16 protein-coding genes are annotated in these 14,124 nt (G+C 68.5%); 7 read left to right on the top strand and 9 right to left on the bottom strand.

Annotated elements, in window-relative coordinates:
* The first annotated feature begins 166 nt into the window (after positions 1-166).
* Positions 167-1,387, top strand: a complete 1,221-nt coding sequence (locus RJT68_RS05830) for an NAD(P)/FAD-dependent oxidoreductase (protein ID WP_407039432.1) — start codon at positions 167-169, stop codon at positions 1,385-1,387.
* A gap of 25 nt (positions 1,388-1,412) precedes the next feature.
* On the opposite strand, the gene RJT68_RS05835 is transcribed toward RJT68_RS05830, so the two are convergent.
* The gene (locus tag RJT68_RS05835; protein ID WP_407039433.1) at positions 1,413-1,922 is read right to left on the bottom strand and encodes an Hsp20/alpha crystallin family protein; all 510 of its coding nucleotides are present in this window, start codon (positions 1,920-1,922) and stop codon (positions 1,413-1,415) included.
* 161 nt (positions 1,923-2,083) lie between these two features.
* Positions 2,084-2,242, bottom strand: a complete 159-nt coding sequence (locus RJT68_RS05840) for a DUF7559 family protein (RefSeq protein ID WP_407039434.1) — start codon at positions 2,240-2,242, stop codon at positions 2,084-2,086.
* Positions 2,243-2,344: 102 nt separating this feature from the next.
* Here RJT68_RS05840 and RJT68_RS05845 point away from each other — a divergent pair, with 102 nt between their 5' ends.
* Positions 2,345-4,072 (top strand): radical SAM protein, encoded by a 1,728-nt coding sequence (locus tag RJT68_RS05845; RefSeq protein WP_407039435.1) that lies wholly within the window; start codon positions 2,345-2,347, stop codon positions 4,070-4,072.
* Between the two features lie 130 nt (positions 4,073-4,202).
* Positions 4,203-4,607: a TRAM domain-containing protein gene (locus RJT68_RS05850; protein ID WP_407039436.1), complete on the top strand. Its 405-nt coding sequence runs from the start codon at positions 4,203-4,205 to the stop codon at positions 4,605-4,607.
* Between the two features lie 140 nt (positions 4,608-4,747).
* On the opposite strand, the gene RJT68_RS05855 is transcribed toward RJT68_RS05850, so the two are convergent.
* From RJT68_RS05855 to RJT68_RS05865, 3 genes are all read right to left on the bottom strand, one after another.
* Complete coding sequence (locus RJT68_RS05855; RefSeq protein WP_407039437.1) at positions 4,748-5,443, bottom strand: YkgJ family cysteine cluster protein; 696 nt, start codon at positions 5,441-5,443, stop codon at positions 4,748-4,750.
* A 29-nt stretch (positions 5,444-5,472) separates the two neighbouring features.
* Entirely contained in the window at positions 5,473-6,339 is an 867-nt protein-coding gene (locus RJT68_RS05860; protein WP_407039438.1) for an MBL fold metallo-hydrolase, read from the bottom strand.
* A gap of 259 nt (positions 6,340-6,598) precedes the next feature.
* A complete protein-coding gene (locus RJT68_RS05865) occupies positions 6,599-6,880 on the bottom strand; it encodes a winged helix-turn-helix transcriptional regulator (RefSeq protein ID WP_407039439.1) in 282 nt (93 codons plus the stop codon).
* 247 nt (positions 6,881-7,127) lie between these two features.
* Between RJT68_RS05865 and RJT68_RS05870 the strand changes: the two genes are divergently transcribed.
* A complete protein-coding gene (locus RJT68_RS05870; RefSeq protein ID WP_407039440.1) occupies positions 7,128-7,835 on the top strand; it encodes a class I SAM-dependent methyltransferase in 708 nt (235 codons plus the stop codon).
* An 89-nt stretch (positions 7,836-7,924) separates the two neighbouring features.
* Entirely contained in the window at positions 7,925-8,830 is a 906-nt protein-coding gene (locus tag RJT68_RS05875) for a glycosyltransferase family 2 protein (RefSeq protein WP_407039441.1), read from the top strand.
* Between the two features lie 95 nt (positions 8,831-8,925).
* Here the strand turns inward: RJT68_RS05875 and RJT68_RS05880 are convergent, their stop codons facing one another.
* The 3 genes from RJT68_RS05880 to RJT68_RS05890 all read right to left on the bottom strand — a co-directional run bounded on the left by RJT68_RS05880 (position 8,926) and on the right by RJT68_RS05890 (position 10,926).
* Positions 8,926-9,054: a hypothetical protein gene (locus tag RJT68_RS05880; RefSeq protein WP_407039442.1), complete on the bottom strand. Its 129-nt coding sequence runs from the start codon at positions 9,052-9,054 to the stop codon at positions 8,926-8,928.
* Positions 9,055-9,208: 154 nt separating this feature from the next.
* Entirely contained in the window at positions 9,209-9,997 is a 789-nt protein-coding gene (locus RJT68_RS05885; protein WP_407039443.1) for an enoyl-CoA hydratase/isomerase family protein, read from the bottom strand.
* 98 nt (positions 9,998-10,095) lie between these two features.
* The gene (locus RJT68_RS05890; RefSeq protein WP_407039444.1) at positions 10,096-10,926 is read right to left on the bottom strand and encodes an amidohydrolase family protein; all 831 of its coding nucleotides are present in this window, start codon (positions 10,924-10,926) and stop codon (positions 10,096-10,098) included.
* Positions 10,927-11,091: 165 nt separating this feature from the next.
* On the opposite strand from RJT68_RS05890, the gene thsA reads away from it, so the two are divergent.
* Entirely contained in the window at positions 11,092-12,651 is a 1,560-nt protein-coding gene (gene thsA / locus RJT68_RS05895) for a thermosome subunit alpha (protein ID WP_407040328.1), read from the top strand.
* Positions 12,652-12,914: 263 nt separating this feature from the next.
* Positions 12,915-13,316 (top strand): HalOD1 output domain-containing protein, encoded by a 402-nt coding sequence (locus RJT68_RS05900; protein WP_407039445.1) that lies wholly within the window; start codon positions 12,915-12,917, stop codon positions 13,314-13,316.
* Positions 13,317-13,341: 25 nt separating this feature from the next.
* Here RJT68_RS05900 and RJT68_RS05905 read toward each other — a convergent pair whose 3' ends face one another.
* Positions 13,342-14,115: an SAM hydrolase/SAM-dependent halogenase family protein gene (locus RJT68_RS05905; protein ID WP_407039446.1), complete on the bottom strand. Its 774-nt coding sequence runs from the start codon at positions 14,113-14,115 to the stop codon at positions 13,342-13,344.
* Positions 14,116-14,124: the final 9 nt, after the last annotated feature.

Genomic DNA, 14,124 nt, shown 5'->3' on the forward strand with positions numbered 1-14,124 from the left:
CCGGACGACCCCATTCTTGCGAGCCGAATCCGACTTTACTCGACGCCGAATCACCCACACGTAAGTAGTCGGAGCGCCGACGGCGTGCCATGACGCAGCGCAGGGACCGTCGCGCGGTCGAACGGGAGAGCGACCCCATCGAAGCGATCGAGGAGGGGCGATGAGGATGGCCGGGCGAGCGCCCGACGGCCGACCCGAAGACGGCTCGAGCGGCGGCGAACTCGCCGTCGGCGCCGACGCGTTCGAACGACCGGGGCGGGGTCTCAGCGTCGCCGTCGTGGGTGCCGGCGCCGTGGGCGTGACGGCGGCGTACGACCTCGCGCGTCGGGGGGCCGACGTCACCGTGTACGAGGGGGGATCGATCGCCGGCGGCTCGAGCGGCCGCGCGGCGGGGATCTGCTACGACGCGTTCGCCGACCCGCTGGACGCCGAGATCGGGAGCGAGGCGATCGAGCGGTTCCGCGCGTTCGCCGGCGATGAGACCTTCCCGTTCGTCGAGTGTCCGTACGTCTGGCTCGCGCGCGAGGAAGACGCGGAGAACGCCGAGGCGATCCGCCAGCAGGTGTCCCGGATGCAGGACGAGGGCGTCGTCGCCCTCGAGATGACGCCAGAGGAACTCGGCGAGCGCTTTCCCGCACTCCGGACCGACGACGTGGCGGTCGCCGCGGTCGCCGGCGCGGCGGGCTACACCGACCCGGCCCGGTACACGGCTTGCCTCGCCGCGGCCGCGAACGGCGCCGGCGCGACGCTCGAGCCCCACACCCCGGTCGAGGTTCGGTGCGAACCGCCCCGCGTGATCCCTCGAACCGACGGAACCGACGACGGCGAGCGCGAGTTCGACGCCGTCCTCGTGGCCGCCGGCGCCCACTCGAAGCGGGTGCTCGAGGACGCGGGTGCCCCCATCGCGATGAAACCCTACCGGGTGCAGGCGCTCACCGCCGCCGGCGACCTTTCGGAGCCGATCTGTTACGACGCGACCGGCGAGTTCTACCTCCGGCCCCACTCTGACGGCATCCTGGCGGGCGACGGCACCGAGGAGGTCGAGGCCGATCCGGACGAGTACGATCGGAACGCCGACGACGGGTTCGCGACCGACCTGCTCGAGCGAATCGGCCACCGCGTCCCGGGGCACGGATTCGACCTCGAGCGCGCGTGGGCCGGCCTCTGCACGGCCACGCCCGACCGGGACCCGCTGGTCGGCGAGGTTCGGGACGGACTGTACGTCGCGACCGGCTTCCACGGCCACGGCTTCATGCGCGCGCCGGCGACCGGGAACCGGATCGCGGCGGAGATCGTCGGCGACGACGGGATCCCGCCGTTCGATCCGACGCGGTTCGACGGCGACGAGGAGTTCGCGATCGTCGAGGGGATGACGCTCGAGGGGTGACGCGAGACCGGCGCGTCGGTCGCGCTCAGTCGTCGGCGGTGAGGTGCGTCGCTTCCGGTTCGCCGGGTCGCGTTCGCTGGAAGTCGGTCTCGACGTCGCGTTCCGTCTCGCGGATCGCGTCGGGTTCCGACTCGGCGTCGGCGTCCGCCGCGGAGCCCGACTCGTCCTTGGGAATCTCGATGTTCACGGTCCCCGCTTCCGTCAGCGTCGCCGTCCCCGCGTCCGGATCGACGATCGCGTCCGCGGGGAGGTCGGCCTCGCCCTCGAGCGACATGCCGCGGCCGGGAAACCGCATCTCGAACCCCTCGTAGAACTGCCGGAATCGATCGATGCGGACCCTGACGGTGCCGTCGAGGTACCTGACCTGCACGTCCTCGGGTTCGGCACCGGGGGCGTCGAAGACGACGAGATAGGACGTCTCGTTCTCGAGGACGTCCACGGGGAGCGAGCGGTACCGCTGTACGCGGCCGTTAGCGCGACCGATCTGACGGTAGAGCGTGTTGCCAATCGAGGTGCCGAGCTTGTCGAGGTTCACGGCGAGGCACCTCCGGCGGGGAGCGCGGGCGGGAGCGGGCGGTCGATAGCGGGCATTGCGTTCGGTACCACTACCACTCGCCCCTTCTTATTAATTTTTCCCTAACGCAAATTAACGTCAGACGACGTGTCTATCGTTCGTCCGGAATCGACGCGAATCGATCAGAGTTCGATCCGCTCGAGGCAGTCCGATCCGCCGCAGACCGGACACGAGAGGTCCGACACCTCGAGGTCATCCGGCACGTCGTAGGTGTAGTGAACCTCGAACATGTCGAGGAAGCAGTCCTCCGCGGTGCAGACGATCTCTTCGGTCGGTGGCATACCCGCCCGTTGGGGCGGGGCGATAATCAACGCCGGGGTCGCGGCGACGGTGGAGCCGATCGTGTAGTCACCGTTTTACCGCTCGGGCCGCTATCGGGAGCCATGACCGACCCCGAATCCCTCGCCGTCACGCTCGTCGACGGCTACGTGGACGAGCCGGCCCACTTCGGGGTGCCCCCGTACGTGTCGACGTACCCGCGATACGCGGCCGGCGCGCTCGTCGACGCCGGCGTTCCCGAGTCGCAGGTCACCTACCACACGATCGACGCGCTTCGAGACGAACCGGACCGCTGGCGCGACGTGGACGAGGCCGACCTCGTGGTCTACCTCGGCGGGATGACCGTCCCCGGGAAGTACGTGGGCGGCACCCCCGCAGAACCGGACGAGGTCCGGAAGATCGCCTGGACCGCGGGCGGAACGACCCTGCTCGGCGGCCCCGTCAAGTTCGGCGTCGGCGACGCCAACGAGGGGGGTATCGAGACGGAGCGACAGGACCTCGACTTCGACTTCGTCGCGAAGGGCGACGTCGAAGCCGCCGTCTACGACCTCGTCGAGGGCGGCCTCGAGGGATTCAACGATCGGATGCGCGACGTCCCGGAGGTCACCCGCTGGGCCCGAACGGGCGCGTTCGTCGTCGAACAGCACCCGAACCACCCCGAGTACCTCATCTGCGAACTCGAGACCTCCCGGGGCTGCGCCTACCGGTGCTCGTTCTGCACGGAACCGCTCTACGGCAATCCGTCGTTCCGACCGCCCGAAACCGTCGTCGACGAGGTCGACGCCCTGTCGAACCACGGCGTCAAACACTTCCGCCTCGGCCGGCAGGCCGACATCCTCGCTTACGGCGGCGACGGTGAAGCTCCGAATCCCGAGGCGCTGCGGGAACTCTACGGCGGCATCCGCGAGGTCGCGCCGGACCTCGAGACGCTCCACCTCGACAATATGAACCCGGTCACGATCGCCAAGTGGCCCGAGGCGTCCCGCGAGGGCATCCGGATCATCGCCGAGCACAACACGCCCGGCGACACGGCCGCCTTCGGCCTCGAATCCGCTGACCCGGTCGTTCAGGAGGAGAATAACCTCGCCGTCTCGACCGAGGAGTGTTTCGAGGCGGTTCGGATCGTCAACGAGGAGGGCGGCTGGCGTCCCGGGGAAGAACCGGGCACGGGACCCTCGACCGGCGAGGAGGCCCCCAGACGGCTCCCGAAGCTCCTCCCCGGCATCAACCTCGTCCACGGCCTCAAGGGCGAGCGCGAGGAGACCTACGAGCACAACCTCGCGTTCCTGCGGCGGATCTACGACGAGGGCTACATGCTCCGTCGAGTCAACATCCGCCAGGTGATGGCCTTCGCGGGCACCGAGATGTCCGACACGGGGGCGTCGATCGCGAAGGAGCACAAGAAGCAGTTCAAACCCTACAAGCGCGAGGTGCGCGAGACGATCGACAACCCGATGCTCGAGCGCGTCGCCCCGCCGGGGACGGTCCTTCCGGACGTCCACCTCGAGTACCACCAGGACGGCAGGACGTTCGGCCGCCAGCTCGGCACCTACCCCCTGCTGGTCGCGATTCCGGGCGAACGCCCGCTCGGGGAGACGCTCGACGTCGCGGTCGTCGACCACGGCTACCGGTCGATCACCGGCGTCCCCTACCCGCTCGACCTGAACGAGGCCTCGATGGACGAACTCACGGCCATCCCGGGCGTCGGCAAGCGTCGGGCGGGCGACATCGTCGTCAACCGACCGTACGAGTCGCTCTCGGACGCCGACGTGAGCGCGGACGTCGACCTCACCCGGTTCGCGACGACGAGCCGGCTCGAGCGGGCGAACTGAACTGGGTTCGATCGACGGCGGCGATCCAGCGAGACCAACGGTAATACCCACCCTGCGGGGAAAATTCCACCGTTAACTGTCGGTAGTTCTATTACGGTTGAGCTTAAGACTCCAACTAGAGGGTCTAACTGTGGAAATATCTGAGAAACTCCTGTGTCTGTTCAGTACGGACGTCTCGGAGGAGGAGGACCGGTACGTCATCGAGATTCCGCGCCAGGAAGTCGAGACCGGGGACATCCAACCCGGGGAGGTCTACCGCGTCGCCCTCATTTCCAGGGAGGACGCCTCCGGATCGTCACAGAGCCAACCCCAGCGCTCGAGTCCGCCGTCGGAGCCTCAGCCGCCGGTCGACGTCGGCGAAACCCGCTACGTCGAGATCGAGGACCTCGGCAAGCAGGGCGACGGCATCGCCCGCGTCGAGCGCGGCTACGTCATCATCGTTCCCGGCGCCGAGGTCGGCGAGCGCGTCAAGGTGGAGGTCACCGAGGTCAAATCGAACTTCGCCGTCGGCGAGATCATCGAGGAGACCTTCTAACAACCCACCTTTTCAACCGGGTCCTCGCGCGTCGTCGACGCGTTCGAACCCGGCCAAAAACCTGGACGAAAAAAGGCCGCGCTCGCTCCGCTCGCGCGGTGAAACGGCGCGCTTCGCGCGCCGTATGCGTGAGGTAGAACCTACTCGAGCGGCCGCCCGTCGACCCCTTTCGCACCCTCCGAGTCGTGCACGACGACTTCCCCGGAGTTCGATTCCACGCGAGCCGGTTCGTACTCGTCCCGCACGCCGATCGCCTCCTCGAGTTCTCGCACCGCACGCTCCTTCAGCGTCCGCGCCAGATCTTCGGCGTCCTCGCGCGATATGTCTCGGCCCAGCCCCTCGCACTCGTGGGCGCGGACGATGCCGTCCTCGTCGACCGCCTCGCCCATCGGCTGGCTGGTCCCCTCGAGCGCCACGCTGAAGGGGTAGGTCCGACAGATCAGCGGGCGATCTTCGTGGACGGTGCAGGCGCCGACGCCGCCCTCCACCTCGTAGAAGACGCAGTCGCCGCAGGGGTCGGTCCGGAGGGCCCACTCGAAGGTCTCCCCCTCGAGTCCGTTCTCGCCCTCGGTCAGCCCGTAGGGCATCGGGCGAGCGACGTCGCGCCAGTCGCGGTCGGTCGCCTCCTGCAGGGTGCGTACCTCGTCGGGGAAGACGGTCGCGGTGTGTTCCTCGCGTCCCTCGTCGGGATCGGGCTCGGCTCCGTGTCCCGCCTCGTGGGCCGTACAGCAGGCGCCACAGCGGGTGCACTCGAAGCCGATCGACTCGATGGCGTCGGCCAGCTCGCCGACGTCGAGGTCGCGGGCCCGCTCGAGTTCCGCCTCGAGAGATTGCACACCTCCTCGTACGTCCGCGCGGGGAAAAGTCAGTCGCTGCGCGACTCGACCGACGGCCTCGCGCGCTCGCCGTCCCACTCGAGGCGGCCCTCGACGGCGAGTTTCTCGAGGTGGGCCTCGACCGTCGCGCGAGCGAGGTCCCGGACGCCGGTGAAGTCCTTCTCGTACGCCGCCTCGAGCACGTCGTCCAGGGTTTGTGCGCCCGCCTCGACCGCCTTTCGGACTCGGCGTTCGCGCTCGAGTCGGTGCTCGAGGAGGCGCTCGAGGGTCGCCCGCGGGGAATCGATCTCCGGGCCGTGGCCGGGGAGCAGTCGTGCGGGATTCGACGCCCACAGCCGTCGGAGGGTGCTCACGTACGCGCGCATATCTCCCTCGGGCGCGCCGACGACGACGCTCCCGTCGCGGACCGCGCAGTCGCCACAGAGGATCGGACCCGTGCCGATCGGGCGTCCGTCCCGCTCGTCGGCGGCGGCAGACTCGAGGACGACGGCCACGTGATCGGGCGCGTGTCCCGGCGCGTCGACGAGTCGAACGGCGCCGCCGCCGAGGGAGATTGTCGTTCCCGACGCGAACGTTAGGTGGGGATCGATCCCCGTCGCCGCCCGAAATCGGTCGGCGTGACTCCGCCGCGCCCAGACCGTCGCGTCGGTTTCGGCGGCGTACTCCGCGACCGCGCCGACGTGATCGGGGTGCGTGTGCGTGACGAGGACGTGCTCGACGCCGCGGCCGTCCACCAGCCGATCGAGTTCGTCGGTCCGACCGGCCGGATCGACCAGCAGCGCGGGTTCTGACCCACAGACGTAGGCGTTCGTCCGTCCACCGGGCGCGCGCGTGTCGACGGGAACGGAACTGCTGGTGACCTCGAGCGTCGGTTCCGACTCCGATTCCGTGTCCATATCGGTACCTGGCGGATCGAGCGTGTAAAACGTGCGTCTCGTCGACGCGGGGGCCGACGTACCGGGGTCGCGGAGGGGGTACGGTGGCGAGGGGACGGATGTCGAAGGGGGACGAACAGGGGAGACGGAAGTCGAAGGGGGACGAACAGGGGAGGCGGAAGTCGAAAGGAGACGAACGAGGGGACGGGAGAAGGGAGAGGGCGACCGAATCCGAAAACCGGGGACGGTCCGACGAACCCGAATCGACGTTTCGAGCCGGTCAGCGGTTCAGGAAGTACACCTGCTTTCTCGCGTCGCGGAAGCTGTACCGTGAGCCGACGAGGCCGACGTCCTCGAGTCGGTTGAGCGCGTAACGGACGGTGCGGTCGGGAAGCAGGGATTCGTCGGCCAGTTGCCCCTGGGAGAGCGGCGAGTCGGACTCGAGGACCTTCGCGACGAGTTTCGCACTCGGAGGGAGCTCGCGGAGTCGGTCGCGGTATTCGTCCTCGGAGAGGGTCTCCTCGGCGGCGGTGGCACGGTCGTCAGCGGTACTCATGCTCATACTCTCGAAGGCGAGTGAGGTGATGGTAAAGCTTCCCCATATGGGGATACGAATAATCCAATTTGTATAAGGCGTATATGTGCTATATTAATTCGATGCCTTGATCCCGTCGCAGGCTAGCGATTTTCCGGGGAGTGACCGGCGAACTTCCGTCGAACGGCGAGTCCCGATCGTCCACACCGGCGCGGCTTCGGTTCGGTCGAGTCCAGTATCGTTTTATCCCATCACACCTGTAGTTTCCTCCAGTGTGAAAGGACAGGAGTGGTACCAGGCCGACGACGTCGCCGCAGAGTACGACGATAAGCGCTTCTCTCGCGGCGGACGATTGATCGACCGCCGGGAGAAGGAAGCCGTCCTCGACGCGGTCGGGCCGCTCGAGGACAAGGACGTACTCGAGATCGCCTGTGGTACCGGGCGGTTCACCGTCATGCTCGCCGAGCGCGGCGCGGACGTGGTCGGACTCGACATTTCGGCGGCGATGTTACAACAGGGACGAGCGAAGGCCAAACGCGCCGACGTGGCCGACCACCTCGAGTTCCTCCGGGGCGACGCGGGTCGGCTGCCGTTTCCCGACGATCACTTCGACACGGTCATCGCGATGCGGTTTTTCCACCTCGCGGACGATCCGGAGGCGTTCTTGCGCGAGATGCGCCGCGTCTCCCGCGATCAGATCGTCTTCGACACGTTCAATCGGTTCAGCGCCCGCAGCATCTACAACTGGGCGCTCCCGATGGGGTCGCGGCTGTACTCGAAGAGCGAAGTCGCCGTGTTGCTGGCGAAGACCGACCTGACGCTGGAGGACGTCGAAGACGACTTCCTCCTGCCGTACGGCCTCTACCGGTCCATCCCGAACGGGCTGGCGTCACCCCTTCGAGCGGCCGACACGGCCGTCGGCGAGTTGCCGGTCGTCGACCACTTCGCGTCGGTCTCGTACTGGAACACGCGGGTGCGGTGACGGGCCGCGGTCGAGGGGTCCTGCGTATCCGCACGCGTCGGGTCGAATCCGACCCTATTTTTACGTCGGGGTGAGTCTAGGAACTCACGATGGAGCTCTCGGTGATCGTCTCGACGCTCAACGACCGGGAGCGGTTGCTGTCGTGTCTCGACGCGCTTCGCGAGCGGACGCCGCCGTCGACGGAGGTGATCGTCGTCAACGGCCCGTCGACCGACGGGACGACCGGCGTCGTTCGGGAACGCGAGGACGTCGACGTCCTCGTCGAGATCTCCGAGCGAAACGAGAACGTCTCGCGAAACGCCGGACTCGAGGCGAGTTCGGGGGACGCGGTCGCCTTCGTCGGGGACACGTACACCGTCGAACCCACCTGGTACGACGCGGTCGAGGTCGGCATCGCCGACGGCGCGGACGTCGTCACCGGTCCGGTCGCGAGCGGGAACGCCGGAGGCGACGATCAGGCGTCTCCGACCCGCGTCGCCGGCAGGACGGTCACCCACTTCCACGGGAACAACGTCGTCTTCGCCCGGCCCGTCCTCGAGGCCCTCGACGGCTTCGACGAGTACCTGACCGTCGACGGCGACCGCGACTGCGCCCACCGCGCGGCCGAACTCGGATTCGACGTCATCTGGGACGGACGGATGGCCGTCACGCCCGCGGTGGGAACCGACGGCGGCCGGGCCGACCGGGAGTGGGGAGAGTCGTACCGGTCGCTCACCTACCGCCTCACCAAGAACTACGGTCCCAGGCCGACGGTGCTCGCCCGGACGATGGGAAGCGCCCTTCGCGACGCCGTCCACGGCGCGCGAGCGGTCGCCGCGGGCGACCGTCGGCCGACGACCTGGTTCGGCGACGGCCTCGAGGTCGCGAAGAACGCGGCCGGCGGATTCCGCGACGGCGTCCTCGCGCGGTACCTGGACCGATCCCCCCATCGAAACCCGAACGGCGTCTCGGTGCGTCACGACCGGGCCGTTCGCGTCTACGACAGACGATCCTGACCCGGCTGCCGGCGCGCTCGGATCGTCCGCGCACCGCGCTCGGTTCCCGTCTCCAATCTCGTCACGCACCCCGAATCCGTTTCCCCCGATTCCGATCACGACCCGACGACGACTCGGTCCTCGTCCTCGAGTTCCTCGATCGCCTCCTCGACTTCCGACTGGGTCGCCTCGCGGGGCGGGCCGTCCCCCGAAGCAAACTCGGACGATTCGTCCCCCTCCCCCATTTCAGTTAGTACTATTTCATGTTGGCCACATATGTCTTTCTAAATTGGAGGTACGGTATCTATTTGTCCGGTTCGAGCGGTGGCGATCCTCTCGGGTGAGTGGGCTGGCACCGGACCGTATCGCCGCCGACGGCGTGCGATCCGAACGCAGCCGTTACTCCCCCGTAAACTCGGGTTCGCGACCCTCGAGTCGGGCTTCGAACCCCTCCCGGTAGTCGCGGGTGTGGTCGAGTTCGTGCCCGAGGGATCGCTCGTAGGCGAGTCCTCGCTCGAGGGGAATATCGAAGGCGGCGTTCAGCGCCCGTTTGCCGTACTCGAGGCCGAGGGGGGCGTTCTCGGCGAGGTCGTCCGCGAACGCGCGGGCGCGATCGTCGACCGCATCGTCGTCGCAAACCTCGTGGACGAGGCCGATCCGTTCGGCCTCCCCGGGGTCGACGAACTCGCCGGTGAGGACGATCTCCTTGGCCTTGGAGAGGCCGACCAGTCGGGGGAGCCGCTGGGTGCCGCCGCCGTGGGGGAAGGTGCCGAGGGCGACCTCGAGGAGGCCGTACTTGGCCTCGCTCCCGAGGATACGGAAGTCGCAGGGGAGGGTGAGTTCGAACGCGCCCGCGGGGGCCGCTCGCTTGATCCCGGCGACGACGGGTTGGCGGGCCTCCTCGATGGCGAACAGGACCTCCGGGAAGAGGTCACGGTCGATATCGGCGTCGGGTTCGACGCGCTCGCGCATCATCTCGAGGTCCATGCCGGCGCAGAAGACGGGGCCGTCGCCGAGGAGGGTGACCGCTCTCACGTCCTCGGTCCCGTCGACGGTTCGGAAAGCCTCGACGAGGTCGTTCATCAGGTCCTCGTTCATGGCGTTGCGCTTCTCGGCCCGCGAGAGGACGACGTCCGCGCGGTGATCGTGCCAGTCGATACCGACCAGTCCCGTGCCAACTGATTCCATGCGAGTGTGGATCACGTCGATCGTTCTTACCGTTTCGATCGACGGACCGACCGGCGGTCGAGTCCGACTCGAGCGGGAGCGGAACGACGAAAACCGTTTCAGCGCCCGAGTTCGGCGTTCGGCGCCAGGGCGTCGATCACGCGGCAGGCGTTCTTGGAGAACGCCCGCCAGAGTTTGTCCTCCGAGACGTCGAGCGTGAGGATCTCCATGACCGCGACGTCCGGGTGGCAGGCGGGGGCCCCGCTGCCGAACAGGACGCGGTCGGGGTGTTCGAGCAGCGCGCGCTCGAGCTGGTCGCGGTAGCGGACGAAACTCGTCTCGAGGTAGCAGTCGTCGTACGCCTCGAGCAGGTCGATCATCTCGTTCGCGCGGTCGCGGTCGAGGGGGTAGCCGCCGAAGTGAGCGACGACGACGGGGAACGCCCGTCCGAGCAACCGCTCAGCGATCGCGGAGGGCGGCGCGTCGGGTCCCCCGCGGACGATCAGGGGGAGGTCGACCGCTTCGAGGACGGCGAGCACGTCGTCGTCGGGGTAGCCGTCCGCGCCGGGATCGAGGACGAAGCCGTGAAATCGATCGTCGTAGGCGTATCGTTCGACGTCCTCGGGGGAGGTGTGGTGTGGCTTGCGGCTCGAGACGACGTTCCGGAGGCGACCGGTCGGGGCCCGTCCCGCCGTTTGCGACCCGTTGATGCGCGCGAACGCGACGAAGGGGCGGTCGACGCTCCGTCTCGCGACGCCGTTGTTGGCGGCGACGTAGCTCGTCCCCGGCGTCGAGGGCGGAAAGACGACGGCCTTGGTGATTCCCGCCTGGTGCATCTCCCGCTCGAGTCGGTCGGGCGTGATCGCCCGTCCCCACGTCCCGACGTCCTCGTCGGGGGACAGTCGCGCGTAGACGTCGACGACGCGAAACCCGTGTTCCAGCTCCAGCATCCCGGTCTCCCCTTTTCGCGCGGTCCATATTTCCCTACCGGCTTCCCGCGCGGGAACCGCGAACGCCGGCAATCGCCAGAGGGAGGCGCGGTGCTAGAGAAACGTTTATATAGAAGTGCTAACGATACCTTTACTGAGGATTCAACTATGGCACAACAGCGACGCATGGGCGGACAGCCCCTGTTCATTCTCAGCGAGGACAGCCAGCGAACGCAGGGTCGTGACGCGCAGTCGTCGAACATCATGGCCGGGAAGGCCGTGGCCGAGTCGGTACGCACGACGCTCGGGCCCCGCGGCATGGACAAGATGCTCGTCGGCTCGAGCGGCGACGTCGTCATCACGAACGACGGCGCGACCATCCTCAACGAGATGGACATCGAGCACCCCGCGGCCCAGATGATCGTCGAGGTCGCCGACTCCCAGGAGGAGGAGGTCGGCGACGGGACGACGACCGCGGCCGTCCTCGCGGGGAACCTCCTCGGGGAAGCCGAGGACCTCCTCAACCAGGACGTCCACGCGACGACCATCGTCGAGGGGTACCACGAGGCCGCCCGCATCGCGCTCGAGGCCATCGACGAGATGGTCAGCGAAGCCGACGTCGACGACGACGTCCTCCGACAGGTCGCCGCGTCCAGCATGACCGGCAAGGGAACCGGCGGCCTCACGGCCGAGTCGCTCGCCGAGACGGTCGTCGAGGCGATCCGCCACGTCGAGGGTGACGACGGCGTCGAGCGCGACAACGTGGCCGTCCACACGCAGGTGGGCGCCTCCTCCAACGCGACCGAACTCGTCCCCGGCATCGTCATCGACGAGGAGCCGGCCCACGACGAGATGCCCGCGGCGGTCGAGGACGCCTCGATCGCCATCCTCGACGTCGAACTCGGCGTCCGCACCGCCGAGGTCGACGCCGAGTACACCATCGACTCGATCGACCAGCTCAACGCCGCGATCGACGCCGAGGAGAACGAACTGGCGGGATACGCCCAGGCGATCGTCGACAGCGGCGTCGACGTCCTGTTTACGACCGACGATATCGACGACCGCGTCGCCGGCCGCCTCGCCAAGGAGGGCATCCTCGCGTTCGAGGACCTCGGGAACAAGGACGCCCGCAAGATCGCCACCGCGACCGGCGCCAGCCGCGTCGGCGCCGTCGACGACCTCGAGGAGGACGACTTCGGCCACGCCGACCGCATCCGCTCCGAGAACTTCGGCGACGACGACCTCGCGTTCGTCGAGGGCGGCGCGGCCGCCGAGGCCGTCACCGTCTTCGTCCGCGGCGGCACCGAGCACGTCGTGAGCGAACTCGAGCGCACGATCGGCGACGCGCTGGACGTCGTCTCGACCGCGCTCGAATCCGGCGAGGTCGTCCCGGGCGCCGGCGCGACCGAGATCGCCATCGCGGACAAGATCCGCTCGGAGGCCGCCGGCATCGAGGGCCGCAAGCAACTCGCGGTCACCGCCTTCGCCGACGCCCTCGACATCGTCCCGCGCACGCTCGCCGCCAACACCGGCCAGGACCCCATCGACGCCCTCGTCGACCTTCGCGCCGCCCACGAGTCCGAGGGTCGGGCCGGCCTCATCACGAACGGCGAGGAGGTCACCATCGACGATCCGCTCGAGTACGGCGTCATCGACCCGGCCGACGTCAAGCGCGAGGCCGTCGAGAGCGCGACCGAGGCGGCGACGATGATCGTCCGCATCGACGACGTCATCGCCGCCGAGTGACGCCGGACGACCAGCGTCCCCCGGTGGTCAGCATCGACGACTCGGCGGACGCCGCGCGCGTACCGTAAGTAACAGGCGGCGTTCGCTCCCGCTGCGGTTTCGAATCCCCCACCTTCTCTCGCCGCCGCGAGTCGGCGTTCGCGTCCGTTATCGCGTTGATCCGCAGTCGACGCAGTCGGTCTTCGCGTTCGCAGTCGGTCGATCCGCAGTCGATCGATCGGCCACCACGGTTAAATGATGTAACATGTTGGATAGTACTAGCCATGGAGGGAGAACCGCCGGCCGAACGGCTGACGCGCGTGGACGACGCCGCGGGGCACGCGATCTACTACGACGAATCGGCCGGAACGTACCACGTCTGGTCCGACGGGGCGGCGTACGACCCCGTCAGCACGGCGCTGGTCGTGGGCGTCGCGTCGGTGAAGGGGATGGAACCGGATACCCTCGAGTCGCTGTCGACGGCCGTCGATCCCGACGCGCTGGACGCCCTCTTCGCCGAGTGGTCCGAGACGCGGTCGGGGCCGGCGGGGGCGGAGACGGCCCTGCAGGAAGCGGACTCGCCCCGCTGCGAGGTGACGCTCACCTACGCCGGTTGCCAGGTCACGATCAGGCCCGACGGCGAAATCGTCATCGAGCCGCGGTGGCGCCGGGAGTCCACGGACTGACCCGGACGGAGCGCGTCGACGCCGGTCACCGGTCGAACTCGAGGACGACCGAGTCCCCCGGTTCGAGGCCGAACGCGTCGTCTCCCCGCCCCCGATTGACGTCGAGTTCGACGTAGCCGTGACTGCCGACGGTGGCCAGCCGTTCGCCCGGCGGCACCGACGCGAACGTCTCGCCGACCGGGACGCGTTCGCCGTTCGCGACGACCGCGTCCGGCCCCTCGAGCGCGTCGCCGGGGACGTTCGTGACGACGTTCCCGAAGTCGTCCACCACCAGGACTTCGCCGGTCGCTCGCACGCTCTCCTCGCCGTCGTCGATCACCGCCTCGGGGAGCGCGAGGTCGACGTACTCCTCGACGGTCGAGAGCCGCTCGAGCGAGGCGAGGTCCTCGAGGTCAGCGTCGTGAACCGCGGCCGCGGCGGGGGCGAAGACGTCCCGGCCGTGGAAGGTGCTGCTCGCCGCGTCCGCGTCGTCGACGGCGTACGCCTCGAGCGGCGCACCGTCGGCGAGTTCGCGGGCCGCGGGGAGCAGGACGCCGTTGTCCGGACCGACGAGCGCGTGGTCGCCCGCGCGGAGGACCAGGGCGTTGCGGTCGGTCCCGACGCCGGGGTCGACGACGACGAGGTGGGTCGCGGGCGGGAAGTAGGGGAGGACCTCCCGGAGCCAGAAGGCCGCCGTTCGGACGTCCTGCCGGGGGAAGTCGTGCCCGACGTCGACCAGTCGCGCGTCGGTTCGCCGCAGGATCACTCCTTTCATCGCCGCCGGGTACGGCGTGCCGAAGTCGGACGTGAGCGTGATCATCGGTGTTTT

This window comes from Halovalidus salilacus (genome assembly GCF_031852275.1).
Lineage (GTDB): Archaea > Halobacteriota > Halobacteria > Halobacteriales > Natrialbaceae > Halovalidus > Halovalidus salilacus.